Raw genomic sequence first — 26,078 nt, 5'->3', positions numbered from 1 at the left:
TTATTTACCTCCTCGTACAAACTGCCACATATGCTTGTCCACTTTTGATAATGCTTTGAATTTCATAATGCGGATAACCAACACTAAAATACTGTTCAATCATTTGTTTTAATTCATCTTTGTTTTTTGATAAGTCCCAGAACTTATTAGGTAATAGCACTTGATATACAATTAAATCCATGTACTATTCCCCTAATTTCCGTGGTATACTTACAATAAATTCTTTTTCTTAAAGGACCCACTGCCATGGGTCTTTTTATTTTGTTTTACGTCACTCCAAGCCCATTGTTTTATTGGTTCGTAAGTAACGTAAAACAACCATGAGCCGCATGCGATTAACATTGCGAATATGACTAATGATGTTGTATCTTCCATTTTGTCCCTCCTCGTTTTCAATGTGAATATTGTGGATAAAATGTTAGTAAGTTGGGGGTTGATTAAAATTCCACAGCTACTTTAACTTTAATGTCTACTGGAATCTCTTTAGTGATACGAATAGAACCAGGGCTTTCTCCATTCTCAATTAACTGTGTTACCTTTTCTTTTACCCCATCTGCTGTTTCGAATTCATAAACATTAGCAGCACCAAAACCATTATGATGAATAACTAAATATTTTTGTTCTTGCATTTTCGTTCCTCCTACTGGACTTCTGCCATATTTATTTGTGAATTCACAAAATTAATTTCTTCACTTAATACAATTGGCAATGTATATTCTTCAACGATTTTTGATGCTAACTCCAAGTGACCGCGTTTAATTGCCTTATGGCTACTTACACCAAATTGTCTATATAGCTGTCTGTAAATATCCTTATACACTTTCGACCTCAACCCACGATTTTGATAAGCATTAGAATTTTTACCACCAAGCAATACAACGCCATAACGTTTCACTGCATTAGAAACTTCATCACACTCAACAGCAAATAGTGGTACATTATCTCGCAAATCTTCTACATCTGATTTAATATGCTGAATTTCTTGCTTTTGTCCTTCTAGCGCATCAAATGTAAGTTTTAAGATGCTCATTGGATCATTAGGTAGTTGTTTCTGTTCTCTCATATTGAAATACCCATCCACAAATTGATCATATAATTCCCATGCTGTATCATCTTCAAGGATTTTTAGTAGTTTTGCGTATCCTCGTTCGGATAAGAGGTAGATGTTTTTCGAATTAGCAATCGATTGCTTTGTAAATCCGAGTTGTTCTAAACTCGGTCCGCCAAACGGACTCACTTTTAAATCAACGATATCAATACCATCTATAAATCTTGACCGGTTTTCATTAATCCTTAGATTAATATGTTTAACTTCTTTCTCATGAATTTCAGCAATTTCTTTTACTAACATTGCTTTCTTACTTTCACCAAATCCACCCTCGATTCCAGTGAATTCATGTCCTGCAATATTTCGCTTCCCTAAAATATGTAGTTCGTTTGCTACCGTTAATTTATCCACTTTGTTTTCCTCCTATCTATAGATTTGGAATTACTTTAGTTGTATTTGTATAACGATGTACTAGATGTAATTCGTTACTTACTTTTTTGAAGATTAACCAGTTATCAGGGTTTAAATCATATGACTTAATATAAATTCTCTCTCTTTTAGTTGGATTTTTACCGTTTTTCATTTAACTTCTCTCCCTTCAAGTACCAATCTGACGGTTTATTTCGTATCCCGACATACTTAAGATACCTTCATTGATTTACTTGCGGATAATACTCCATTCATGATTTTCACTCTCCTTAATATTCTTTGGCTTAATGGGTATATGTAAGTTAACTTACTTTTATCTACTCACAATTTGATTAAAATACTTTTCAAGAAACTCTTGCATTCTATCAGCTATAAACAACCATTTTTTCCCTCTAGACTCTGGATAATAAACAAATCCACCGTTATTAATATCCAATATTTTTTTATAACAAGGTTTGTAAAGGATATTTTGTGTTAACCAACCATAGCTATATCCAGTGGCCTTTTTTAAATCTTTCATTTCCCACCATGTTTTTTCTTTTTCCACTTAGAATCCCCCTAAAAATATTGAGATACTCGATATTAATCTATAAAAAAAAGATACTCAATTGGTAAACCTAATTTTTTTTTAATAACATGCATCTCATAATCAGAAAATGAAAATTTCCCTTTTTCCTTAGCAGAATATGCATCTCTGTTAATCCCCAATGCAATTGCCATATCTGCAATCGTAATATCACGTGCCATTCTTTCTCTTTTTAAAATTCGTTTTGGTTTTAAATATTTTTTTCTAATTTCTTCTTTAACAGTCATTCTGTCACCTCCGAATTATCCGATGGTCAAATAATATCGCATAACTCGATATTATTCAAGCGATATAAAAAGTAATATTACGATACGCAATATTTTTATTGTATCACACGTTATTTTGGAGTATACTATCCTTATCGTATCAATGGATGGAGGTTACTTGAAATTGAAAAAAAATATTCTAGGTCCAGCGATCAAATATTTGCGTAAATACAGAAGGATGACTCAAAAAGAATTAGAAAAAATTACTGGTTATAAACAAAGTACTATCTCTGGTCATGAAAATAGAAATAGCACACTTGATGAATTAGATATACAAAATTACGCAAAGGCATTAAAGGTAAGTCCTCAAAGCTTCTTTACGATAGCTGAAAAGCTGGAAAATGGGGAAACAATTACTGATGATGATATATTAGGATTTATTACTATAAATAAGGTTCAGGAAACAGAGGATGATCCCCATATGGTAATTGCAGCTCACATGGATGATAATCTAAGCGAAAAAGAACTACAAGAGGTAATGGACTTTATTGATTTCGTTAAAAGTAAAAGAAAATAGGAGCATTGATATGAACAAGTTGGAAACACTTATAGCACAATATCCAGAAATAACTTTCAACTTTAATAATGAAATGCCTAATAGGTTAAGTGGGCTTTGTGTTGGTAATGAAATATATATCAATAATAACCTTAATCAAACTATTGCAGAAAAATATGTAACAGTTAGTGAAGAAATAGCACACTACGAGACAGGTGTCGGTAATATAGTTAGGCAAGAAACTATTACCGATTGTCAACAAGAATTACGAGCAAGAAAAATAGGTTGCCTTCGAATAGTTACAATTAATAATTTAATACTTTGCTATGAAAAAGGAATTCAAACACCTTGGGATATAGCAGATGAGCTTGAAGTTACAACATCTTGCATTATAGATGCATTTGAATATATCCGAATGACAAAAGGAGTATCTTTTTATCATAAAAATTATCTGGTTCATTTCTTAACAGATACACATATAAACATTCAAAAGTTCTAATGAATTATATTTTGAATGGAGGAGAATAACTTGGCAAGCTTTGAAAAAAGAGCGACGGGTTGGAGATATCGAGTTTCTTATAAAGATGGGGATAAATACAAAACAAAAACACAGGGTGGATTTTCAACCAAGAAAGAAGCAGCAATTGCAGCAAGTGAATTAGAAAAAAAAATAAGTCGTGGACACAATTTAAATGCAGAAGATAAACTATTCTCCGAATATATGAGGGAATGGTTTGAAGTATATAAAAAAGGAAAACATAGTTTATCGCATGAAAAAAACCTTTTACAATCCGTAAAACTAGTCGAAGAACATTTTATTGGTGTCCGTATGAAAGACTTAAATAGAGTTTTATATCAAAACTTTTTAAATGAACTATCTAAAAAACGTGCTAAAATGACCGTCAAGAAAAAACATAACTGTGTTAAAGCATGCATAAAATATGCAATTGAAGATGGAATTTTGCATAGAGATCCTACTTACAAAGCTATTATACACGGAGAAAATGAGACAAAATCAGAAGAATTAAAGTTTATCAATCAAGAAGAGATGAAAAAAATAGTGGATGAATTACGTACAAATTTGACGCCACAATACATTTCAAGATATATAATTCTTTTTGCCATAGTCACTGGAGCAAGATTTGGTGAAATAATGGGGATGACATGGGACTGTGTAGACTTAGAAGAAAGAACAATTACAATCAATAAGACATGGGATTATCGTGATAAGAATGATTTTGGTAACACTAAAAATTATCAATCTGTTCGTACAATAACAATTGATAAAGAAACAGTTAATATGTTAAATAATTTGCAAAAACATCAAAAAGAACATGCTTTGAAAACGGGTTTAAGAAATACTAAAAACTTGTGTTTTATTAATAATCAAATGGAAATCGTAACAAATAACGCTGTAAACAAAGTTCTTAAAAAGATTTGCGCAAGATGCAATATTAAACTAATAACATGTCATTCATTGCGCCATACACATGCATCTATACTTTTATACAATGGTGTTAATATAAAATATATTTCAAGAAGACTTGGACATAAAGATATTGTAATTACACTACAAACATATTCACACGTCTTAGACGAAATGGAACAAAAGGAATCTAGAATCGTCGATCAAACTATGTTGAATTTGTTTCAATCAGTTATATAACTCGTGCAAAAAACGTGCAAAATATTTTCTAAACGTATAAGTTTATTTGCAATAGATAGTTCCTACAAAATTATACAAATCCAATTATATCAAGGTTTTAAGAACAAGCATGTAATTATTTAAAAATCTAAGAGCGCGCCCAGAGGGATTCGAACCCCCGGCAGACGTGGTACCGGAAACCACCGCTCTATCCGACTGAGCTATGGGCGCATGATTATAAAAACACTTCATTTTCTTCTCATAATAATAGCAATAAAATCCATCTAAATCAATAAAAATATCGCCTTAATCCTTTATATACCTTAGCTAGGAGCCTATAAAACACATCCTTCTCCTAAATTTTCCAATCATAAATTCACCCCAACTCACAAATTATAATCTTTGAATTGATATTCCAAAGGGGGCTTCATTCAATGACTGTAATTACAAAACTAAAGCAAACTGTTTCTGGATTAAAAAGTGCACAAGCTAGCTTAGAGGGATTCGCTCTTGATACGGATAACCAACAAGCAAAGCAACTTTTCCAAACAGCTGCGCAGCAAACACAAACAATTATCGATTCTTTAAACCCGCGTGTTGAAGAAGTCCAGCAAGAAGAACCACAATACACACAGCAATAACCAAAAGTGCCATTTCATCTAATGGTACACAATTTGAGAAAAGGATGATATGCAATCATCCTTTTTCTCTCACATTACATACTGCAATAGAAATGGAATGATTATAATGCGAAAACTTGGAATCATAACCGCGTTATTTATGCTCCTATTCGGTTCACTTACCGGATGTGATAATAGCCCGTTAGATAAAAAAGTAAAGAAAGAAGAAGCTAAGCGGGCAGATGAGAAAAAGGGCCCTAAATTAACAAAAATGAGTACAGAATCCTTTAATCAATCTATATCGCAAGACGCTAAGAAAAAAGCTCTTGCTATGGAGGGGATTATAGAAGCTACCGCAGTTAATACAAATTTAGATCTTTACATAGCCATCAAACCTGAACATCACGAAAGATTTGGTTTAAAACCTTTACGAAGTAAATTAAAAAAGAAGCTAAGTGATGAAAACCCTACTTTCGATATTCGTGTAAGTACAGACAAAAAGATTTTTATGCTCATAGAAGAACTTGAAAACAAAATTAAGAACAAGAAAATAAGCAAGGATGGCATTAAAGATCAATTGAAACTCATTCAATCAGAAATGGGATCTAATATTTAAGTTTTCTAAAAGAGAAGGAAGGATTCAAATGTCTAGTAAAGATAAAAATTTAACACCTGTGCAACAAGAATATAAAAAATTCGAACAACAGCGCGAACCGAAGCGCCCCGTTTTAAAAAATTGTATAAAAGCTTTTTTCGTCGGGGGATTAATTTGTCTAATAGGTCAACTGATTTCCACCTTTTATATTACCTATTTTGATTTCACTGAACGCTCTGCCGGGAACCCTACTGTTGCAACTCTTATTTTTATCTCCATGCTACTGACGGGATTTGGCGTCTACGATCGCCTTGGGCAATTTGCTGGTGCTGGTACCGCAGTTCCCGTTACTGGATTTGGTAACTCTGTTATTGCCGCATGTATTGAACACCGGACAGAAGGATTCGTTCTCGGCGTTGGTGGTAACATGTTTAAACTAGCAGGATCGGTCATCTTATTTGGCGTATTTTCAGCTTTTGTCATCGCTCTTATTAAAACAATTCTCTTTCAATGGGGAGGGCTGTAAATGTTACAAGGACACCGAACATGGGTATTCGAAAACAAACCAGTTATCATCTCAACAGGTGTAGTCGGCGGCCCATTTGAGGCAAATGGAAAAATCCCTGAAGACTTCGATACCCTGCATGAAGATTTATGGCTCGGACAAGATTCTTACGAAAAGGCGCATAAAATTTTATTTGAAGAAGCTTGTAGCCGCGCTACCGAAAAGGCGCAGCTCCGTAAAGACGATATTCAATTCGTACTCGCAGGGGATTTAATTAACCAAATAACTCCAACGAGCTTTGCATGCCGCACACTCGGAACACCTTATCTCGGTTTATTCGGCGCCTGTTCTACCTCTATGGAAGGCTTAGCACTCGGCGCAAGTATCGTGAATGCAAAAGGTGCAAAGTATTTATTAACTGGGGCATCAAGTCATAACGCTGCGGTAGAAAAACAATTCCGCTATCCAACTGAATATGGTGGTCAAAAACCTCCTACGGCTCAGTGGACAGTGACCGGTGCAGGCGCGGCTATTTTAAGCGACACTGGATATGGTCCACAAGTAACATCGGCCACCATTGGACGAGTTATTGATATGGGACTAACAGATCCTTTTAATATGGGTGGCGCGATGGCCCCAGCTGCTGTCGATACGATTGAAGCTCATTTACGCGAACGACAAATTGACGCCTCTTATTACGACTTAATCGTAACAGGTGACCTTGGACATGTCGGTCGCGAAATTGCTTACGACCTACTACATAAACATGGAACAAAGGTAAAGAGCGAGCAATTTCAAGATTGCGGAATCATCATTTATAGAGAAGGTCAACCTGTCATAGCTGGTGGAAGTGGTCCAGGCTGTTCAGCAACAGTCGTATACGGACATTTATTAAACCGAATGAAAAGAGGAGAATTCAAAAAAATACTTGTCGTTGCGACAGGCGCTTTACTATCTCCACTTACATTCCAACAAGAAGAAACGATTCCGTGTATCGCTCACGCTGTTTCGATTGAATTTGGAGGTGCAACGCAATGATTTTTTTCTGGGCTTTCGTCATTGGTGGACTCATATGCGTAATCGGACAGCTTATGTTTGATGTCGGCAAACTAACCCCCGCTCATACGATGGCAACACTCGTTGTTGCTGGGGCTATATTAGATGGATTCAATCTGTATGAACCATTAATCGACTTTGCAGGCGCTGGCGCAACTGTACCTATTACAAGTTTCGGTAATGCCCTCGTTCATGGCGCGATGGAGGAAGCAGCCAAACATGGCATCGTCGGCGTTATTACCGGCATGTTTAAAGTAACGAGTGCTGGTGTATCAGCTGCCATTATTTTCGGCTTCATTGGAGCATTGCTATTCAAACCGAAAGGATAAGGTGTTCGTATGACAGTTATCGCTAGCGTTAAAACCTGCCTTGCCAGTGTAAGGGGCGCTCAAGCAAGTTTAAGCTCCCTTTCACTAAATTCACAGGACGCAGAATCAAAACGTGTATTTCATGAATGTATGTTAGAAATGGACAGCATCATCACCGATTTACAGAATAGAGTTTCAGTATTAGAACGTGAAGAACCTCAATATAAAGGGTTTTAAGTAGACTGGAGGAAATGACTATGTCTCACCTGCCGGAATGGACACTTGTCATTCTTCGCTCTGTATTCATATTAATTATTTTATTCGCTATTACGAAATGGTTAGGAAAAAGACAAATCTCTCAGCTCTCCTTTTTTGAATACATAGCCGGAATGACAATCGGTGACATCGCTGCCCAAGTATCTACAGGGCTCGATTCAAAATTTTTCCACGGCGTCTTTGCGATACTCATTTTCGCTGTGGTACCTTTTTTCACAGGAATCCTCTCTTTAAAGAACAAAACAGCTCGAGATTTTTTTGAAGGAAAATCTACCGTATTAATAAAAGATGGAAAAATACTTGAAGATAACTTAAAGAAAGAAAAGTATACAAGTGATGAATTACTTGAGCTTCTCAGAGGAAAAAATGCGTTCAGCGTAGCTGATGTTGAATTTGCTGTACTAGAACCGAGCGGTGAATTAAATGTATTATTAAAGAAAGATCGCCAACCACTTACAGCAAAAGATATCAGCTTAAAAGTGCCAAACGAAAAAGAACCGCAAACTGTTATTATGGATGGAAATGTACTAGATGAACCTCTTTCTGCTAGCGGACATAATCGTGCTTGGTTACATTCTGAGCTAGAAAAACTCGGTGTTGTCATTGAAAATGTCTTTCTTGGTCAAGTTGATTCATACGGACAACTTACTATCGACATCTATAATGATAAACTCCAAATGCCTTCTCCTCAAAACAAGCCTTTATTATTTGCATCCTTAAAGAAATGCAATGCGGATCTTGAATTATTCTCTTTAGAAACGAAATCAAAATCAGCGAGTGATATGTACAGTAAAAACGCAAAACAAATCGAGAAAATCTTAAATAAAGTAACCTATCTGTTAAAAGAATAAAAAATGAAAGAACGCTTCTATACAAAAGGCGTTCTTTTGCCTTTTCCACACCATTAATCACGTTTAAATTTATGTAATTCGGTTATGATGTTGAAGATACATAAGCAGGGAATTTTAAAAACATAGCGAATAAATCATGATACAACTACATATTTTTTGATTTAAAGTGGTTTCGTTTGACCTTCATTGACCATAATTGTATTATAAGACTAAGAAAGCTTTTAAAGGAGGAAATAACAGATGAATTTAATTCCTACAGTAATTGAACAAACAAATCGTGGAGAACGCGCTTACGATATTTACTCTCGACTATTAAAGGATCGCATCATTATGCTTGGTAGCGCAATTGATGACAACGTAGCAAACTCAATCGTTTCCCAGCTTTTATTCTTGGAATCTCAAGATCCAGAAAAAGATATTCACATTTACATCAACAGCCCTGGTGGTTCTATCACAGCTGGTATGGCAATTTACGATACAATGCAGTTTATTAAACCACAAGTATCAACAATCTGTATCGGTATGGCTGCATCTATGGGTGCATTCTTACTTGCAGCAGGTGAAAAGGGAAAACGTTACGCACTTCCAAACAGTGAAGTTATGATTCACCAACCACTTGGCGGAGCACAAGGTCAAGCGACTGAAATCGAAATCGCTGCAAAACGTATCCTATTCTTACGTGAAAAATTAAACCAAATTCTTGCTGACCGCACAGGTCAACCACTTGAAGTTCTACAACGCGACACAGACCGCGACAACTTCATGACAGCAGAAAGAGCTCTAGAATACGGCTTAATCGATAAGATCTTTACAAATCGTTAATAACTAAAAGCAGAGGCGGCTCGTTCAGAATCGCAGGGCGTTGGAGCCTTTACATCCGAGGCGCTTTTTGCCTCGAATGTAAAGGCGAAACGACCGGAGATTCTAGCCGCCGGAGCTGGATACATCTAAAAGCGGAAGCGCCCTATTACAGGGCGCTTTTTTTATTATGTACAAGGGTATCACATACCCGCACCCCACAAACAGAAAAATAAAAAAAGCTATCGCACATTCGCGATAACCCTTTATTGTACATATGCAGTTAATGCTTCCAAAGCCTCTTCTGCATCTGAACCTTCTGTTGTGATTGTAATCATGCTACCAGTTCCGATTGCTAAGCTCATAATCCCCATTATGCTCTTTGCATTCACTGTCTTTCCATCTTTCTCGATGAAGATATCCGCATGAAAGCGATTTGCCTCTTGTACAAACAACGCAGCCGGACGTGCTTGTAAGCCGTTTTTTAATGCCACTTTAACCAGTTTTTGAACCACAGCTCCATTTCCCCTTTAACCTTTTATTTTTTTGCTACTGTTTCCCCCGCGCGTAATTTCTCTGCAATTTCATCGATTTTACGCAAACGATGATTAATACCCGATTTACTAATTTTCCCCCCGGATACCATCTCACCTAACTCTTTCAATGTTACATCTTGATAATCTCTTCGTAACTGTGCAATTTCTCTTAATTTATCTGGCAAAATATCAAGCCCAACCGTCTCATCAATATAGCGGATGTTCTCAATTTGCCTTAGCGCTGCACCAATTGTTTTATTTAAATTAGCTGTTTCGCAGTTAACTAAACGATTTACTGAATTACGCATATCGCGAACAATTCGAATATCTTCAAATCTTAAAAGTGCATTATGAGCACCTATAATATTTAAAAACTCTGTAATTTTTTCAGCTTCTTTCAAATACGTAATGTACCCTTTTCTTCTTTCCAACGTCTTACTATTTAAATCAAATCCGTTCATCAGTTCACATATAGAATCATTATGTTCCTTATATAACGAAAAGATCTCTAAATGATAAGATGATGTTTCTGGGTTATTTACTGAACCACCTGCTAAAAATGCACCGCGTAAATACGATCGTTTACAACATTTCTTCTCGATTAATTCCTGCGATATATTTCGAATAAACGAAAAGTCATCTCGAACAATGTGAAGATCTGCTAATATTTCGCGAGACTTCTCAACAAGCCGCACGATATATACATTATTTTTCTTCAATCGCATTTTTTTACGAACAAGTAATTCTACCGTCACATCATATCCTTTTTTCAAAAGCGTATAAATCCTTCTTGCAATTGCTGCATTTTCCGTTTGAATATCGATAGATAGGCGACGGTTTGAAAAAGAAAGCGATCCGTTCATTCGAAGCAACGCCGATAATTCCGATTTCTCACAGCATTCCTTCATTTCAAGGTTGGTCAACTCTTTCTTTGTTTCTGATGCAAATGACACAGTCAACACCTCCTTATACTATTACTTTGGAACAAAAATCTTGTCCTATATGAATGAGGAGCGTTACCTCAAACGAGGCAACGCACATTTATAACAATGAATATAAAATAGAAGCTAACTTTAATGTATCATGCCTTACAACACGCTCATCATATTTCGCTAATCTATCTTGAATGATTTCGATATTATGTTCAGCAAAACGATTTGTATCCAGTGCAACTGGTTCCGACATCTCTTCCTCATATAACTTACGTAATTCATGAGGAATATCACGATTATTTACAATCGCAGTGTCGATAAATGGTTTACCTAAATGATCATGTAACGCCTGCACATGATCAAACGCAGTATAACCCTTCGTTTCGCCCGCTTGCGTCATAACATTACATACATATACCTTCTTCGCTTTTGCAGCAAGAACAGCGTCTCCAATTTTGTTAACAACTAAATTCGGTAATATACTTGTGTACAGACTTCCTGGACCGAAAACAAGCAAATCAGCTCGTTTAATTTCCGTCAACGTTTCACATAACGGTTCTACATCTTCTGGAGTTAAAAAGACACGATTAATCTTCTTCCCGAAATGAGGAATCTTTGATTCACCTGTTACAATTTCTCCATCTTCTAATTCTGCATGAAGTACCGCACTTTGATTCGCTGCTGGTAATACACGTCCTCTGACATTTAATACTTTACTCGTTTCCGTAATCGCGTGGTAAAAGTCTCCTGTAATCGAAGTCATACCTGCCAACAATAAATTTCCTAACGCATGCCCTTTCAGTCCGTCTCCAGTTGTAAAACGGTGCTGAAATAAAGCCTCCACTAATGGTTCTACATCCGATAACGCAACAAGTACGTTACGAATATCACCTGGAGGTGGAATTTCTAGCTCATCACGTAGTCTACCTGAACTGCCTCCATCGTCGGCTACTGTTACAACTGCTGTAATATCAACAGGATATTGTTTTAATCCCCTTAATAAAACAGAAAGTCCAGTTCCACCTCCCATGATAACAATTTTAGGTTTTCTCTCTTTTTTCATCCCCTAATGGCCCTTTCTCTTCTCCACATCACGATGAGATACATGAACGCTATACTCTGGTTTCAAATGTTTCCCAAGGTACTCTGTAAGCGTAACAGAACGATGTTGCCCACCTGTACATCCAATCGCAATTACAAGTTGACTCTTACCTTCTCTTTTATAATGAGGCAGCATGAAAGTGATAAGATCCGTCAATTTCTCTAAAAACTTATGTGTTTCATTAAATTTCAACACATACGACGAAACTTCTTCATCCAGTCCTGTTAATGGCTTCATATGTGGAATATAATATGGATTTGGTAAAAAGCGAACATCAAATACTAAATCAGCATCAATTGGAATTCCGTACTTAAATCCAAATGACATAACATTTACACGAAATGCTTGCTCAGTTTCTGTTGAGAATAAGTGAACAATTTTTTCTCGTAATTCTTTCGGTTTCAAATCAGATGTATCAAGCACAATATTCGCTCGTGCCTTCATATCAGTTAAGAGACCACGCTCAGCTTCAATTCCCTTTAACGGCAAGCCAGTTGGCGCAAGTGGATGCGAACGTCTCGTTTCTTTATAACGAGTTACAAGTGTGCTATCTTTCGCATCTAAAAATAAAATATGAGGAATAATCCATGTACGTTCTGATAAATCATCAAGCGCTCCCCATAAATATTCAAAAAACTCTCGGCCACGTAAATCAATACCGAGTGCCACTTTATTCATTTTTCCTTTTGAATCTGCCATAAGTTCAATAAACTTCGGCAATAACATCGGTGGTAAATTATCTACACAAAAATATCCTAAATCTTCGAAACTTTGTAACGCTACCGTCTTTCCAGCTCCAGACATCCCTGTAATAATTACCATTTTTATATCATTATTCTCTGTCATCGTATCCTCTCCTTGCAGGTTTAACTCGGATCTAATCGATATGAAAGCAACTCAAAATCTGGGGTATATACAAATGTACCGTAGATTATACCATTCCCTTTAATTAAATAATCAATAATGTGATAATCTCCTGGTGCCATTGCTAAATCATCAATTTTATCAAATGTATGCCAACCAATGATGCCTTCTTCGCTCTCTAATTTGTTTTCTCCTGCAAAATCTGTTGCTAAAAAGGAGAACATCATCCATTCAGAAACAACTTTATCACCTTCTTGGATGACAAAAGTGAAGACCCCTTTTAATGCTGGATTCTTTAAATAAATACCTGTTTCTTCACGATACTCGCGAACAACGGAATCTCTTACTGTCTCACCACGCTCCATTTTCCCGCCCGGTGCAACCCACCAATTTCGGCGAGGTTTTTGGAGTAAGAGTACTTCATTATCTCTAATTAACACACAGTTTGTCACTCTTTGCATGTTTCTTCACCTCAGCTACTTGCAGCAAAATTTCTCACTGCATACTCATTTCATTATACTATCAAAAACAGTTTGCTACAACGAAGGTGCCAGTCCCCTTTCGCTAAGCAATTGTAAAAATTCTTTCTATAACAAGCAATCAAAATACCTTACTTCCCATGAATAGCACATAAAAATCCCCTTAACGATTTTTATCGTTAAGGGGATTAAAACACTTATTTCTTACCGAAATAAGTAACAACCGCAAATCCTAAAATAAAAGTAATAATTGAACTTACAATTGAAATTCCACCAGTCGGAATGCCAGGGAACACAATGACAATCGACCCGATAACGAGCCCAATAATTGCCGCAAATGTCATACTTTTATAACGATCTAACAAATAACTAATTCCTTTACTACTTACAACAAATCCGGCCATCACTCCGGCACCGATAACCACGATTAACGGTAAATTGAGTGTAGTTAAAGCGTTAATTGCTGTCGGATACACACCAATAATTAATAAAATAAACGATCCACTAATTCCAGGAAGAAGCATAGCCATACTAGCCATCCATCCTGCGAAAAATAAACCAATTGCATTTAAAATTGTTAACGTCGTAATCGGATCAGCTGCCTTATCTGGTTTAAAGAATGCTGTTATTGCAACAAGAATTGCTGCAATTATTAATAAGGCAATATGACTACCTTTAAACGTTGCCTTTGCATCAGCTTCTCTCATTAACATCGGTAATATACTAATAATTAAACCGAGGAAGAAAAATTGAGTCGGTTCATAATGATTTGCTAATAAATATTTAATAACATGACTTAACGTTAGAAAAGCTGCCGCTACACCAGCTGCAAGTGGGATTAAAAACGCTAAATGTTTTTTCCATTCACGACTAAAGAATCCGCTAATTGCTGCGAGCAATTGTTCATAAATCCCCAACACAACAGCGATTGTTCCGCCGCTCACACCAGGAATTAAATCACTAACGCCCATACAAAATCCACGATATATATTACGCCATTCCATACTGAATAAATTCCTCATTTCTTATAGTGATTTTTCCCGTAAATTCTAGTATAACAATAAGAAACACTATATTCTTAATTATTTTTGACAAAAGTTTGACATTTGAACAAAAAAAAGAAAGCCACCTATCGGTAGCTTTCTTCCAAAAAGGAAAAAACACCCTTATTTTTCTGTTACAGTCTTTAGTTCCTCTACTAACTCTTCTATATAATGCTGTGCACTCTGCGCTGCAATACTACCATCGCCTGTTGCCGTTACAATTTGACGAAGCATTTTTTCACGAACATCACCAGCTGCGAAAATACCAGGAACTTTCGTTTCCATACGCTCGTTCGTTTCAACATAACCATTTTCATTTGTAATACCTAGCTCAACAAACGGTTTTGATAATGGTAACATACCGATGTATATGAAAACGCCATCAGTTTTAACTTCTTGCTCTTCTCCGCTGTTTACATCTACAAGTGTTACGCTTCCTACTTTACCATTTGCATCGTTAATTTCTTTTATAGTGTGATTCCAAATGAAATCTACTTTCTCATTTTGGAAAGCACGATCTTGTAAAATTTTCTGTGCACGAAGAGTGTCACGACGGTGAACGATCGTTACTTTTGATGCGAAGCGTGTTAAGAATACACCCTCTTCAACAGCAGAATCTCCGCCGCCAATAACAACAAGTTCTTTCCCTTTAAAGAATGCACCATCACATACTGCACAATATGATACACCGCGGCCGCCAAGTTCTGTTTCACCTGGCACACCAATTTTTTTATACTCTGCACCGCTTGCAACGATAATTGCACGTGCTTTATATTCTTTTTTACCAGCAATAATTGTTTTGTACTCTTTACCATCGATGATTGCTTTCACATCACCGTATGCATATTCAGCACCAAATTTCTTCGCATGCTCAAACATTTTATTTGATAAGTCTGGTCCTAAAATAGACTCATAACCTGGATAGTTCTCTACATCTTCTGTATTTGCCATTTGTCCACCTGGGATACCACGCTCAAGCATCAGTGTGCTTAAATTCGCACGAGATGTATATACCGCAGCTGTCATACCAGCTGGTCCTGCACCAATAATAATGACATCATAAATTTTTTCTTCTGACACACTATTCACTCCCATTCATTCATACACATTAAGTTACCCTCATTATACTGTTAGCATCATTTTTTTCCCAATGATTTGCCTACCCTACGTGTGCGTGCGCTTAACAGCCTGCACATACTTTCGTACAGTCGCTACAGATACATTATATACATCACCAAGCTCTGCCTGTGTCATCTTATTTCTTTGTTCGCCGCGCACAATGTATTCAATTGCCGCTGACCAACCGTACACATTTGTAAAAGTCGCTCCAGATGTATATAAACGTATGAACGTGCAAAACCAAAAATTTAAACACTCTTCGATTAATTCATCGTCTTTTTTCGTATAATTGTATAATGCATCCGCGATTCGTACGCACTGTTCAAATTGCTGTAAATCAGCTGGGATACTTTTATGACTATTAAGTAAAAAGAAATATTTTGCAAGTTGCGATACGATTGGAACACCATTTTTCGCTTGCGTTACATCAAAGAAGAATCCAACCTTCTCTGGTGTTGACAATTCATTCATTAAATATAAAGCTAGCATTTTCTCTTCTAGCGTCGTACTTTGCTGAAATGATTTTCGTAACTCTTCAAATAAAAGATTTTGTCCTTCATCTGCTAAATTCAGTGCATTCCACGGTTCTTTTCCTTTTTTATCAGGATGCAATTCTACAACATGTTGCCACATTTTTTCAGCTACTTGCTGTTCCTTCACCATATACGCAGAGTATGCAAACCAGTAATAAAAACTGACATCTCCTTCATAACCTTGACGCTTTAATACTTTGAACCATTTATATGCAGGTTCAAAATGACCAATTGTTGCAAGCGTTGTTCCAAGTTTCAAACGATGCTCAAATGAAATTGGATATACCGAAACTAACTGCCCCGCTAATGACTCTACTTGCTTATGCTCTCCAATTGAATATAGAAAAATAAGCGTATTACAAAGCGCATGCATATTACCAGGATTTTTCTCTAAAATCATTTCTGTTAACTTAAGCGCTTGATCTACATTCCCTGATTGAAAATGTGCAATCGCTAAATTATTATGTCCTGACCAAAATTCTGGATATTCTTTCGTAACAACTTCTAGTGTAGCAATCGCCTCTTCTAATTGTCCGTTACGAATGTAGCGGTTCGCTTCTTCTTGCATAACAATTAGCTCATCTTCATCCTCAATCTCTTCCGCACCCATTGCATCTTCTTCCATAATCTCAAGCAATTCTAATGTATCTTTTACAAATTCCTTCTCTTCCGCAACTTCTAAATATCGCTCTGCATACTTCTTCGCCTGTTGAAACAAGCCCATATATGCATAATTATTTGAAATAAAATAATAGCATTGCTCAAGTTCAGGATTGGATCTAACAAGCTTTAGAAATATCTGATTCGACTCTTGATATTCACCAGATTCAGATAATGCTATTGCTAGTTGGCATAAAATAAACGGCTCCTTTTCGCTTTGTGCTGCTCTTCGAAAATATTTAATTGCATCTTGCAATTTTTGCCCTTTATAAGCCCTCATCCCTTTTTTATAAAAGAAGTCCGCTAACTGATTAAAAGAGATAACTTGTCCGTTCTCCTTATATATTCTTTGATTTTTCCCCATATATCCTCCAGTTTTTTGTTTTCTTCGTTCACACATTCTTCTATCTATAAGTATAAACGATTCCGTAAAAAACAAAACAGTATATTATAATCAATTATTTCCTTTTTATTCATAAAAACAGAAGGGAAATGTTACATTTTTAACATCAACCTTCTCTAGTGGCCATTTCCTCTTTCGTATAAATAATACGCATCGGATTTCCGCCTACGAAAGCGCCGCCTGGTACATCTTTATGGACAAGTGTGCCTGCAGAAACGATAGCTCCATCTCCAATTGTCACACCTGGTAAAATTGTCGTATTCGCTCCAATCATAACTTCATTCCCTATGACGATTTCTCCGAGTCGATACTCACGAATTAAATATTCATGCGCTAAAAGCGTTGTATTATAGCCGATAATTGAATTGTCTCCCACAGTAATCTTTTCTGGAAACATAATATCTGGCATTACCATAAGTGCAAACGACGTTTTCTTTCCTACTTCCATCCGTAAAAACGTGCGATATAACCAATTCTTTACGGATAAAAATGGCGTGTAACGTGCGATTTGGATGATAATAAAGTTTTTCATTACCTTCCAAAAAGAAACTGTTTTATACACATTCCACAATGAATTTTCTCCTGAAACAGGATAGCGCGTTGTCCGTCGCACTGAACTCTCTCCTCTACTTATATAAAGTGACACTTTAACTGGCAGGAATCTTACTACCCGTTAATGCGGGACAAAATCGGTAGTAAATCACTCATTTTATCTAGCACATAATCTGGTTTATACGCTTCTAAATACGCTCTACCTTTCAATGTCCATGAAACCGCTACTGTTTTCGTACCTGCATTTTGTCCACCGACGATATCATGATGATTATCACCAACCATCAATGTTTCTTCTGGCTTTGCATCTAATAATTTGAGTGCTTTTTGAAGTGGTTCTGGATGTGGTTTCACATGTTCCACATCATCAATCGTCACGACAACATCAAAAAACTGATCAAGTTTCGAAAGCTTTAATCCCATTTCAACCGTCTGTCTCGCTTTCGTTGTAACGATGCCGATCTTATAACCTTGCTTCTTCAATTCTTGAACCGTTTCATATACAGTTTCATACTCTTCCACTAATTCATCATGATGCTCATGATTAAATTGACGATAACATGTAATCATCTCTTCAACCTTACTTGCATCAATCTTACTAAAAGTATCATGCAAAGATGGACCGATAAATGGCAATACATCTTCACGCTTATACTGATTAGAATAATAGTGATTTAACGTATGTAAAAAAGAAGAGATAATAAGTTCATTTGTATTAATTAACGTTCCATCTAAATCAAATAACACTGTATTTATTTTCATCGTCCTTAATCCTTTCATTACCTGAATATGAAAGAAGCAGCATCTTATATAAGATGCTACTTTTCTCTAATTTTCTAAATATCTTTTATCAGCTTGCCCCATTTTTCGTCTCACAATAATGAAAATGATAGAAATAACAACAATTCCAATAGACATTACTTGTGCAATACGAAGTGGTCCTAACATTAAACTATCTGTACGCAAACCTTCTACGAAGAAGCGTCCCACTGAATACCAAATTAAATATGTGAAGAATAATTCACCACGGCGTAAATTCACTTTTCGTAACGCGAGTAGTAAAATAACACCTGCAAAGTTCCATAATGATTCATATAAAAACGTTGGGTGATAATACACACCATCAATGTACATTTGATTAATAATGAAATCTGGTAAATGAAGACCTTCTAAAAACTGTCTCGTCACTTCATCACCATGCGCCTCTTGGTTCATAAAGTTTCCCCATCGGCCAATTGCTTGTCCTAGTAAAACACTCGGCGCAGCAATATCCGCTAACTTCCAGAATGAAAGCCCGCGTCGTTTCGCAAAAAGGATTCCTGTAATAACAGCACCGATTAAACCACCATGAATCGCCAAACCACCTTGACGAATATTAATAATTTGACTCGGATTTTGCGAATAATATTCCCATTCAAAAATGACATAATACATTCTCGCAAAAAGAATGGCAATTGGTACTGCGATTAATACAAGGTCGATAAATGTATCTTTGTGAATACCAAGCCTTTCTCCCTCGCGAGTTGCTAGCCAAAGACCTAATAGCACACCTGTACCGATAATAACCCCATACCAATAAACAGGGAACGGCCCAAGTTGGACTGCTATACGGTCAAGCTGTGGTACAGAACCTAACAGCATATATATGACCTCCCTCTCCAGAGTCTACTCTTGATTTCCTAACTCAATCGCACTCATTAATCGTTCAGAGAACTGTTGTGCCGCATTGACTCCCATACGTTTTAATCTGAAGTTCATCGCTGCTACTTCAATAATAACAGCCAAGTTTCGACCAGGACGAACTGGAAGTGTAATCTTCGTAAGTTCTGTATCAATAATCTTCATCTTCTCTTCATCAAGACCTAAGCGATCATAATTTTTCTTTTGATCCCAAATTTCAAGATTAATAACAAGTGTAATACGTTTATAATTTCGTACTGCCCCTGCACCGAATAACGTCATTACGTTAATGATACCTAGACCACGAATTTCTAATAAGTGCTCAATTAAATCAGGTGAGCTCCCTACTAATGTATCTTCATCTTCTTGACGAATTTCTACGCTATCATCCGCAACAAGGCGGTGACCACGCTTTACAAGTTCAAGCGCTGTCTCACTTTTCCCGACACCACTTTGACCTGTAATTAAAACACCAACACCATAAATATCTACTAACACACCATGAACAGCTGTTGTTGGCGCTAACTTACCTTCTAAATAGTTTGTTAAACGACTTGATAATCTCGTCGTCGTTTGAGCAGAACGTAATAAAGGCACGCCTGATTCACGTGATGCTTGTAATAACTCATCCGGTACATCTTGATTACGAGTTACAATAATACAAGGCGTCTCCTCAGTACAAAGCGCTTTCATTCTCTCTTGCTTTTGCTCTGTCGTTAACGTATCAAAGAACGTAAGCTCCGTTTTCCCAAGAAGCTGCACGCGATCAGCTGGATAATATGTAAAAAATCCTGCCATTTCAATTCCAGGTCGCGATAAATCACTCGTATCAATCGGACGATGAATCCCTTCTTCACCACTTACTAACTCCAATTGGAATTGTTCAATTAAATCTTTTGTCCTTACTTTCGGCATATGTATAAACCTCCACTCCGCTGCGGGTTCAGTCTCATTTGATGTAAAATTCCATTCTATCGGATATTGTACCATTTTTTTCTGGAAACAAGAAACTCGGTTTCTAATAAATAGAAAAAAACATTTCATATGAATCATGAAATGTTTTTCTTTTTGTCATTTTCTCTTTTTTTCATGTAATGGTTCAACAATTACTTTTTCAATTATCATATTAAAAATAGAAATACAAATTGCCGCAACAATCGCTACACCAAATCCAGATATATTAAAGGCGTCCCCTAATAACGAATCCGTCATCTTTAACGTAATCGCATTAATAACAATTAAGAAGAAACCGAAAGTTACAAGAGTAATCGGTAGCGTAATTAAAATTAAAAGCGGCTTTACAAATACGTTTAAAATCGCCAATATAATACTCGCAATAATTGCAGTTTGTATATTTGCTATGTAAAATGCGTCTGGTGCAACCCCTTTTAAAAGTCCGGATACAGCGATTAACACAACGCTATTTACAAGAAGTGATACAATCCATCTCATTTCCTTACACATCCTTTTAACATATATATTTCATCATACGCTAATAGACAATAAACGCAAGTATCATACGAGCGCTTATATCAACTTATTCTACCCTTCATGCTTGTATACCTATTAACAACCTTACTAGTTTTCCTTAGTGAAATAAAAACCGAGTGTAATTCCCACTCGGCTTTCATTAACAACTTATTGTGATAACTCTACTTCTTTTATTTTCTCTTTCATTCTTGCTTTATCACGATCTAAAATCTCTTTTAAATACTTACCTGTATAAGAGCGCTCTTCTTTCACTACTTGCTCTGGCGTTCCGGAAGCAACGATTTGTCCGCCTTTGTCTCCGCCTTCTGGTCCAAGGTCAATAATATAATCAGCTGTTTTAATAACATCTAAATTATGCTCAATTACAAGTACCGTCTCACCACTCTCAACAAGACGTTGCAACACTTCTAGAAGGCGTGCAATATCATGTGCATGTAAGCCAGTCGTTGGCTCATCTAAAATGTATAACGTGCGCCCTGTAGAACGACGATGTAATTCAGAAGCTAATTTCACACGCTGCGCCTCACCACCTGATAACGTCGTAGCTGGTTGTCCTAATTTCATATAACCAAGCCCTACATCTACAAGAGTTTGAAGTTTACGCTTAATTTTCGGGATATTAGCAAAGAACTCTACCCCATCTTCAATTGTCATCCCTAACACTTCAGAAATATTCTTATCTTTATATTTCACTTCTAACGTTTCACGGTTGTAACGTTTACCGTGACAAACTTCACATGGAACATACACGTCTGGTAAGAAATGCATTTCGATTTTAATAATTCCATCACCGCGGCACGCTTCACAACGGCCGCCTTTTACGTTAAAGCTGAAACGTCCTTTTTGATACCCACGTACTTTCGCTTCATTCGTGTGCGCAAATACATCACGAATATCATCAAATACGCCAGTGTATGTCGCCGGATTTGAACGTGGTGTACGCCCGATTGGTGATTGATCAATATCAATCACTTTATCTAACTGCTCAAGACCTTTAATTTCTTTATGAGCCCCTGGCTTTGCTTTCGCTTTATATAGCTTTTGAGCTAATGATTTGTATAGTACTTCATTAATTATCGTACTTTTTCCAGAGCCAGATACGCCTGTTACTGCTACAAATGTTCCTAGAGGGAATGACATTTTCGCATTCTTTAAGTTATTTTCTTTCGCGCCGACAATCTCCACTTTACGTCCGTCACCTTTACGTCTTTCAAGTGGTACCGGAATAAACTCTTTACCGCTTAAATATTTCCCAGTTAATGAATTCTCGTCTTGCATAACTTCAGCTGGTGTACCTGCTGATACAACTTGACCACCATGAATACCTGCACCAGGTCCGATATCAAGTAAATAATCAGCAGCCATCATCGTATCTTCATCATGCTCAACAACAATTAACGTATTTCCTAAATCACGCATTTCCTGCAATGTACGAATAAGACGATCATTATCACGCTGATGCAAACCGATAGAAGGCTCATCAAGAATGTAAAGTACGCCAGTAAGGCGAGAACCAATTTGTGTCGCTAAACGAATACGCTGCGCCTCACCACCTGATAAAGTTCCTGCGGCACGACTTAACGTTAAATAATCTAAACCGACGTTCACTAAGAACCCAACACGTTCCTGAATTTCTCTTAAAATTAAATGAGCAATTTTTTGTTGTTTCTCCGTTAACTCAACAGTTGAGAAGAACTCCTGTACTTCTTGAACAGAATATTTCGTTACATCGGCAATCGTTTTATCACCAACGAACACAGCTAAACTCTCAGGCTTTAAGCGTCCACCTTTACACTTCGGACAAGCTTGCTCTGCCATATATTTCTCCATTTGCTCGCGAATATAATCAGAACTCGTCTCACGATAACGACGCTCAATATTCGGAATAACACCTTCAAATAAAATCTCATTTTCCTTTACTTGACCAAATTCATTCACATAGCGGAAATAAAGCTTCTCTTCCCCGCTTCCGTACAGCACTTTATCAAATAAATCCTTCGGTATATCTTTCACCGGCATATCCATATCGATGCCGTAATGATTACACACAGATTTTAATAATTGCGGGTAATATTGTGAACTTGTCGGTTCCCAAGGAGCAATCGCATGTTCATTTAATGATACATCCCAGTTCGGAATAACAAGTTCTAAATCTACCTCTAACTTCGATCCAAGTCCATCACAAGAAGGACACGCGCCGAACGGACTATTAAACGAGAACATACGCGGCTCTAATTCTCCGATTGAAAAACCACAATGTGGGCAAGCATGATGTTCACTAAATAGAAGTTCTTCCTCTCCCATTACATCGATTAAAACTCGGCCCCCGCCAAGCTTTAAAGCACTTTCTAGTGAATCTGCAAGTCGGCTTGCAATTCCTTCTTTCACAACAATACGGTCAATAACAACTTCAATTGAATGCTTCTTATTTTTTTCTAAAGTAATCTCTTCAGATACATCCAGCATCTCTCCATCAACGCGCACACGAACATAACCTTGCTTCTTAATATCTTCTAATACTTTCGCATGCGCACCTTTACGCCCTGACACGATAGGCGCTAGCACTTGCAACTTCGTACGTTCAGGATATTCAAGAACACGGTCTACCATCTGTTCCACTGTTTGTGATGTAATTTCAATTCCATGATTCGGACAAATCGGCGTACCAATTCGTGCGAATAATAAACGTAAATAATCATAAATCTCCGTTACCGTTCCAACCGTTGAACGAGGATTACGACTCGTCGTTTTTTGATCAATTGAAATCGCTGGAGATAAACCTTCAATCATATCAACATCCGGCTTATCCATTTGCCCTAAAAACTGGCGCGCATACGCAGATAAAGATTCCACGTATCTACGCTGCCCTTCTGCATAAATCGTATCGAATGCTAACGATGATTTCCCCGAACCAGACAATCCCGTCACAACAACAAGCTGATTTCTCGGAATGGTTACGTCAATATTTTTTAAATTATGCGCTCTAGCACCTTTTACAACAATAAAATCTTTACTCACTCTTTTCACCCTTCCGCTTTTAATTCTAATAGTAAATCTCTTAATTCAGCTGCACGCTCGAAATCTAATGCCTTTGCTGCTTCTTTCATCTCTGCTTCCATCTTCGCAATTGTATTTTCACGTTCTTTTTTCGTCATCTTCTTAGCTGGTGTTGCTTCATATATTTCCGTATCCTCAGCTGCTGTTGTCGCACGAATAACGTCACGTACTCCTTTTTGAATCGTTTTCGGCGTAATACCATGCTTTTCATTGTAAGCTTCTTGTATACTACGACGACGCTGTGTTTCTTCAATTGCAATTCCCATTGATCTCGTTATGCGATCTGCGTACATAATAACGCGGCCGTTTGCATTACGCGCCGCACGACCAATTGTTTGAATTAATGAACGCTCTGAACGTAGGAACCCTTCCTTATCAGCATCTAAAATAGCTACAAGTGATACTTCTGGAATATCTAATCCTTCTCGTAATAAGTTAATACCGACAAGTACATCAAACTTACCAAGGCGAAGATCACGGATAATTTCAATACGCTCCAATGTTTTAATTTCAGAGTGAAGATAATTCACTTTAATTCCTACATCTTTTAAATAGTCCGTTAAATCCTCTGACATTTTCTTCGTTAAAGTCGTAATTAATACACGTTCATTTTTCGCAATCCGGTCATGGATTTCTCCTAATAAATCATCTATTTGTCCTTCAATTGGTCGTATATCAATTGGTGGATCTAAAAGCCCTGTTGGACGAATAATTTGTTCTATTGCTTTCGGTGACTGCTCTAACTCGTACGGTCCTGGCGTTGCCGAAACGTAAATAACTTGATTCGTTTTCTCTTCAAACTCATCAAACGTGAGCGGTCTATTATCTAAAGCTGATGGCAGACGGAATCCATGATCAACAAGCACTTGCTTACGTGCTTGGTCCCCGTTATACATCGCCCTTACTTGCGGAACCGATACGTGCGACTCATCCATAACGATTAAGAAATCCTCTGGAAAATAATCTAAAAGCGTATACGGCGTTGAACCTGCTGGACGAAGTGTTAAATGACGGGAATAGTTTTCAATCCCTGAACAAAAGCCCATCTCTCGCATCATTTCTAAATCATAACGCGTTCGCTGTTCTATGCGCTGCGCCTCTAACAACTTACCGTTATCATTTAATTCTTTTAAACGCTCTTCTAATTCTTTTTCGATATTTTCAATAGCGACCTTCAGCTTTTCTTCACGTGTAACGAAGTGAGATGCCGGGAAGATTGCTACATGATCACGTTCTGCTAATACTTCACCCGTTAATGCATTTACTTCTCGAATACGATCTATTTCATCCCCAAAAAATTCAATTCGAATACAATGCTCATCAAGTGATGCGGGGAAGATTTCAACTACATCTCCGCGCACACGGAATGTACCACGCTTAAAATCAATATCATTACGTCCATACTGTACATCAACAAGTTCACGAAGCAATTGATTGCGGTCCTTTTCCATACCAACTCGTAGCGAAACAACTAACTCGCGGTATTCTTCCGGAGAACCTAAACCGTATATGCACGAAACACTCGCAACGATAATAACATCATCTCTTTCAAATAAAGAAGACGTTGCCGAGTGGCGTAATTTATCAATTTCATCGTTAATTTGCGCATCTTTTTCAATAAACGTATCCGTATGTGGTACGTACGCTTCCGGCTGATAATAATCGTAATAACTAACAAAATACTCCACAGAATTGTTAGGAAAGAAATCTTTCAGCTCACTATATAACTGTCCTGCTAACGTTTTATTATGAGCCATTACAAGTGTTGGCTTCTGCACCTCTTTAATGACATTTGAAATCGTAAATGTCTTACCCGTTCCTGTCGCTCCAAGCAACACTTGCTTTTTCTTTCCACTATTAATTCCCTCTACAAGCTTCTCTATCGCTCCCGGCTGATCACCTTGCGGGGAATACTCTGAGATAATTTCAAATTGATGTTCCAAGTGAAATCCGACCTCCTCATAAAAAATCTGTATTATTATTTTAACACGAATGCCCATAAAAAACCTAAAAAAACGAACAGATATTCGGTAAAGTTTTCGACAAGATATACATAAAAAAAGAAGGAATAAATACTTCCTTCCTTTACAAATTTTATTTTAAAGGCACATGTAACAAATCATATCCATTACGCATTTCCTCATTCAT

The 26,078-nt window shown here is 37.0% G+C and carries 33 protein-coding genes and 1 tRNA gene; 11 read left to right on the top strand and 23 right to left on the bottom strand.

Annotated elements, in window-relative coordinates; genetic code table 11:
- Positions 1 to 4: 4 nt before the first annotated feature.
- From I6L50_RS06895 to I6L50_RS06865, 7 genes are all read right to left on the bottom strand, one after another.
- Positions 5 to 181, bottom strand: coding sequence for a hypothetical protein (locus I6L50_RS06895; RefSeq protein WP_219300943.1), 177 nt, complete (start codon positions 179 to 181; stop codon positions 5 to 7).
- A 29-nt stretch (positions 182 to 210) separates the two neighbouring features.
- On the bottom strand, positions 211 to 375 hold the full coding sequence (locus I6L50_RS06890; RefSeq protein WP_219300942.1) for a hypothetical protein: 165 nt from the start codon (positions 373 to 375) through the stop codon (positions 211 to 213).
- 62 nt (positions 376 to 437) lie between these two features.
- Positions 438 to 629, bottom strand: coding sequence for a hypothetical protein (locus I6L50_RS06885; protein ID WP_219300941.1), 192 nt, complete (start codon positions 627 to 629; stop codon positions 438 to 440).
- Positions 630 to 640: 11 nt separating this feature from the next.
- A complete protein-coding gene (locus I6L50_RS06880) occupies positions 641 to 1,459 on the bottom strand; it encodes an ORF6C domain-containing protein (RefSeq protein WP_219300940.1) in 819 nt (272 codons plus the stop codon).
- A gap of 16 nt (positions 1,460 to 1,475) precedes the next feature.
- On the bottom strand, positions 1,476 to 1,631 hold the full coding sequence (locus tag I6L50_RS06875) for a DUF6906 family protein (RefSeq protein ID WP_219300939.1): 156 nt from the start codon (positions 1,629 to 1,631) through the stop codon (positions 1,476 to 1,478).
- A 159-nt stretch (positions 1,632 to 1,790) separates the two neighbouring features.
- Positions 1,791 to 2,024, bottom strand: coding sequence for a DUF771 domain-containing protein (locus tag I6L50_RS06870; protein WP_219300938.1), 234 nt, complete (start codon positions 2,022 to 2,024; stop codon positions 1,791 to 1,793).
- A 35-nt stretch (positions 2,025 to 2,059) separates the two neighbouring features.
- The gene (locus tag I6L50_RS06865; RefSeq protein WP_219300937.1) at positions 2,060 to 2,290 is read right to left on the bottom strand and encodes a helix-turn-helix transcriptional regulator; all 231 of its coding nucleotides are present in this window, start codon (positions 2,288 to 2,290) and stop codon (positions 2,060 to 2,062) included.
- Positions 2,291 to 2,453: 163 nt separating this feature from the next.
- Between I6L50_RS06865 and I6L50_RS06860 the strand changes: the two genes are divergently transcribed.
- The 3 genes from I6L50_RS06860 to I6L50_RS06850 are packed head-to-tail and all read left to right on the top strand — an operon-like array spanning position 2,454 to position 4,491.
- Positions 2,454 to 2,846 (top strand): helix-turn-helix domain-containing protein, encoded by a 393-nt coding sequence (locus tag I6L50_RS06860; RefSeq protein ID WP_219300936.1) that lies wholly within the window; start codon positions 2,454 to 2,456, stop codon positions 2,844 to 2,846.
- Between the two features lie 10 nt (positions 2,847 to 2,856).
- Positions 2,857 to 3,324 carry a hypothetical protein gene (locus tag I6L50_RS06855; RefSeq protein ID WP_219300935.1) on the top strand — a complete coding sequence of 156 codons (468 nt, stop codon included), beginning with the start codon at positions 2,857 to 2,859 and terminating at the stop codon, positions 3,322 to 3,324.
- Positions 3,325 to 3,354: 30 nt separating this feature from the next.
- On the top strand, positions 3,355 to 4,491 hold the full coding sequence (locus tag I6L50_RS06850) for a site-specific integrase (protein WP_219300934.1): 1,137 nt from the start codon (positions 3,355 to 3,357) through the stop codon (positions 4,489 to 4,491).
- Positions 4,492 to 4,625: 134 nt separating this feature from the next.
- Here I6L50_RS06850 and I6L50_RS06845 read toward each other — a convergent pair.
- A tRNA-Arg gene (locus tag I6L50_RS06845) sits at positions 4,626 to 4,701 on the bottom strand.
- A 203-nt stretch (positions 4,702 to 4,904) separates the two neighbouring features.
- Here I6L50_RS06845 and I6L50_RS06840 point away from each other — a divergent pair.
- From I6L50_RS06840 to clpP, 8 genes are all read left to right on the top strand, one after another.
- Complete coding sequence (locus I6L50_RS06840; RefSeq protein WP_000216167.1) at positions 4,905 to 5,111, top strand: DUF1657 domain-containing protein; 207 nt, start codon at positions 4,905 to 4,907, stop codon at positions 5,109 to 5,111.
- 106 nt (positions 5,112 to 5,217) lie between these two features.
- A complete protein-coding gene (locus tag I6L50_RS06835; RefSeq protein WP_002016077.1) occupies positions 5,218 to 5,706 on the top strand; it encodes a YhcN/YlaJ family sporulation lipoprotein in 489 nt (162 codons plus the stop codon).
- A gap of 28 nt (positions 5,707 to 5,734) precedes the next feature.
- Positions 5,735 to 6,211, top strand: coding sequence for a stage V sporulation protein AC (spoVAC, locus tag I6L50_RS06830; protein ID WP_002034730.1), 477 nt, complete (start codon positions 5,735 to 5,737; stop codon positions 6,209 to 6,211).
- Positions 6,212 to 7,228, top strand: a complete 1,017-nt coding sequence (gene spoVAD, locus I6L50_RS06825) for a stage V sporulation protein AD (RefSeq protein ID WP_002089557.1) — start codon at positions 6,212 to 6,214, stop codon at positions 7,226 to 7,228.
- The gene (spoVAE, locus tag I6L50_RS06820; RefSeq protein ID WP_000575919.1) at positions 7,225 to 7,575 is read left to right on the top strand and encodes a stage V sporulation protein AE; all 351 of its coding nucleotides are present in this window, start codon (positions 7,225 to 7,227) and stop codon (positions 7,573 to 7,575) included. Before spoVAD ends, spoVAE begins: the two co-directional genes overlap by 4 nt.
- A 9-nt stretch (positions 7,576 to 7,584) precedes the next feature.
- Positions 7,585 to 7,791 (top strand): DUF1657 domain-containing protein, encoded by a 207-nt coding sequence (locus I6L50_RS06815; protein ID WP_002034728.1) that lies wholly within the window; start codon positions 7,585 to 7,587, stop codon positions 7,789 to 7,791.
- Between the two features lie 20 nt (positions 7,792 to 7,811).
- Positions 7,812 to 8,681: a DUF421 domain-containing protein gene (locus I6L50_RS06810; RefSeq protein ID WP_219300933.1), complete on the top strand. Its 870-nt coding sequence runs from the start codon at positions 7,812 to 7,814 to the stop codon at positions 8,679 to 8,681.
- Between the two features lie 240 nt (positions 8,682 to 8,921).
- Positions 8,922 to 9,503 carry an ATP-dependent Clp endopeptidase proteolytic subunit ClpP gene (gene clpP, locus I6L50_RS06805; protein WP_001049163.1) on the top strand — a complete coding sequence of 194 codons (582 nt, stop codon included), beginning with the start codon at positions 8,922 to 8,924 and terminating at the stop codon, positions 9,501 to 9,503.
- Positions 9,504 to 9,745: 242 nt separating this feature from the next.
- Here clpP and I6L50_RS06800 read toward each other — a convergent pair whose 3' ends face one another.
- The 15 genes from I6L50_RS06800 to uvrB form a co-directional block, all read right to left on the bottom strand.
- A complete protein-coding gene (locus I6L50_RS06800; protein WP_002016081.1) occupies positions 9,746 to 9,994 on the bottom strand; it encodes an HPr family phosphocarrier protein in 249 nt (82 codons plus the stop codon).
- 23 nt (positions 9,995 to 10,017) lie between these two features.
- Positions 10,018 to 10,968 (bottom strand): DNA-binding protein WhiA, encoded by a 951-nt coding sequence (whiA, locus tag I6L50_RS06795; RefSeq protein WP_002016082.1) that lies wholly within the window; start codon positions 10,966 to 10,968, stop codon positions 10,018 to 10,020.
- A gap of 88 nt (positions 10,969 to 11,056) precedes the next feature.
- Positions 11,057 to 12,010 (bottom strand): gluconeogenesis factor YvcK family protein, encoded by a 954-nt coding sequence (locus I6L50_RS06790; protein WP_113936267.1) that lies wholly within the window; start codon positions 12,008 to 12,010, stop codon positions 11,057 to 11,059.
- A gap of 3 nt (positions 12,011 to 12,013) precedes the next feature.
- Complete coding sequence (gene rapZ / locus I6L50_RS06785; protein WP_002016084.1) at positions 12,014 to 12,895, bottom strand: RNase adapter RapZ; 882 nt, start codon at positions 12,893 to 12,895, stop codon at positions 12,014 to 12,016.
- A 20-nt stretch (positions 12,896 to 12,915) separates the two neighbouring features.
- Positions 12,916 to 13,374, bottom strand: coding sequence for an NUDIX hydrolase (locus I6L50_RS06780; protein ID WP_001190080.1), 459 nt, complete (start codon positions 13,372 to 13,374; stop codon positions 12,916 to 12,918).
- 215 nt (positions 13,375 to 13,589) lie between these two features.
- Positions 13,590 to 14,396, bottom strand: coding sequence for a DUF368 domain-containing protein (locus I6L50_RS06775; protein ID WP_002016085.1), 807 nt, complete (start codon positions 14,394 to 14,396; stop codon positions 13,590 to 13,592).
- Positions 14,397 to 14,558: 162 nt separating this feature from the next.
- Positions 14,559 to 15,515, bottom strand: a complete 957-nt coding sequence (gene trxB / locus I6L50_RS06770; RefSeq protein ID WP_002089563.1) for a thioredoxin-disulfide reductase — start codon at positions 15,513 to 15,515, stop codon at positions 14,559 to 14,561.
- A gap of 84 nt (positions 15,516 to 15,599) precedes the next feature.
- Complete coding sequence (locus I6L50_RS06765) at positions 15,600 to 17,111, bottom strand: tetratricopeptide repeat protein (protein ID WP_113936266.1); 1,512 nt, start codon at positions 17,109 to 17,111, stop codon at positions 15,600 to 15,602.
- Positions 17,112 to 17,256: 145 nt separating this feature from the next.
- The gene (locus I6L50_RS06760) at positions 17,257 to 17,763 is read right to left on the bottom strand and encodes an acyltransferase (RefSeq protein WP_002139159.1); all 507 of its coding nucleotides are present in this window, start codon (positions 17,761 to 17,763) and stop codon (positions 17,257 to 17,259) included.
- 53 nt (positions 17,764 to 17,816) lie between these two features.
- Entirely contained in the window at positions 17,817 to 18,464 is a 648-nt protein-coding gene (ppaX, locus tag I6L50_RS06755; RefSeq protein ID WP_002089567.1) for a pyrophosphatase PpaX, read from the bottom strand.
- 66 nt (positions 18,465 to 18,530) lie between these two features.
- Positions 18,531 to 19,343, bottom strand: coding sequence for a prolipoprotein diacylglyceryl transferase (lgt, locus tag I6L50_RS06750; protein ID WP_219300932.1), 813 nt, complete (start codon positions 19,341 to 19,343; stop codon positions 18,531 to 18,533).
- A gap of 24 nt (positions 19,344 to 19,367) precedes the next feature.
- Entirely contained in the window at positions 19,368 to 20,297 is a 930-nt protein-coding gene (gene hprK / locus I6L50_RS06745; protein WP_002016091.1) for an HPr(Ser) kinase/phosphatase, read from the bottom strand.
- 156 nt (positions 20,298 to 20,453) lie between these two features.
- Positions 20,454 to 20,834 (bottom strand): phage holin family protein, encoded by a 381-nt coding sequence (locus I6L50_RS06740; protein ID WP_002089574.1) that lies wholly within the window; start codon positions 20,832 to 20,834, stop codon positions 20,454 to 20,456.
- Between the two features lie 186 nt (positions 20,835 to 21,020).
- The gene (gene uvrA, locus I6L50_RS06735; RefSeq protein WP_002016096.1) at positions 21,021 to 23,891 is read right to left on the bottom strand and encodes an excinuclease ABC subunit UvrA; all 2,871 of its coding nucleotides are present in this window, start codon (positions 23,889 to 23,891) and stop codon (positions 21,021 to 21,023) included.
- 5 nt (positions 23,892 to 23,896) lie between these two features.
- Complete coding sequence (gene uvrB / locus I6L50_RS06730; protein WP_193662880.1) at positions 23,897 to 25,873, bottom strand: excinuclease ABC subunit B; 1,977 nt, start codon at positions 25,871 to 25,873, stop codon at positions 23,897 to 23,899.
- Between the last annotated feature and the right edge of the window lie 205 nt (positions 25,874 to 26,078).

It is taken from the genome of Bacillus sp. FDAARGOS_1420 (assembly GCF_019344915.1).
Lineage (GTDB): Bacteria > Bacillota > Bacilli > Bacillales > Bacillaceae_G > Bacillus_A > Bacillus_A mycoides.
This window is presented reverse-complemented; position numbering and strand designations above follow the sequence as displayed.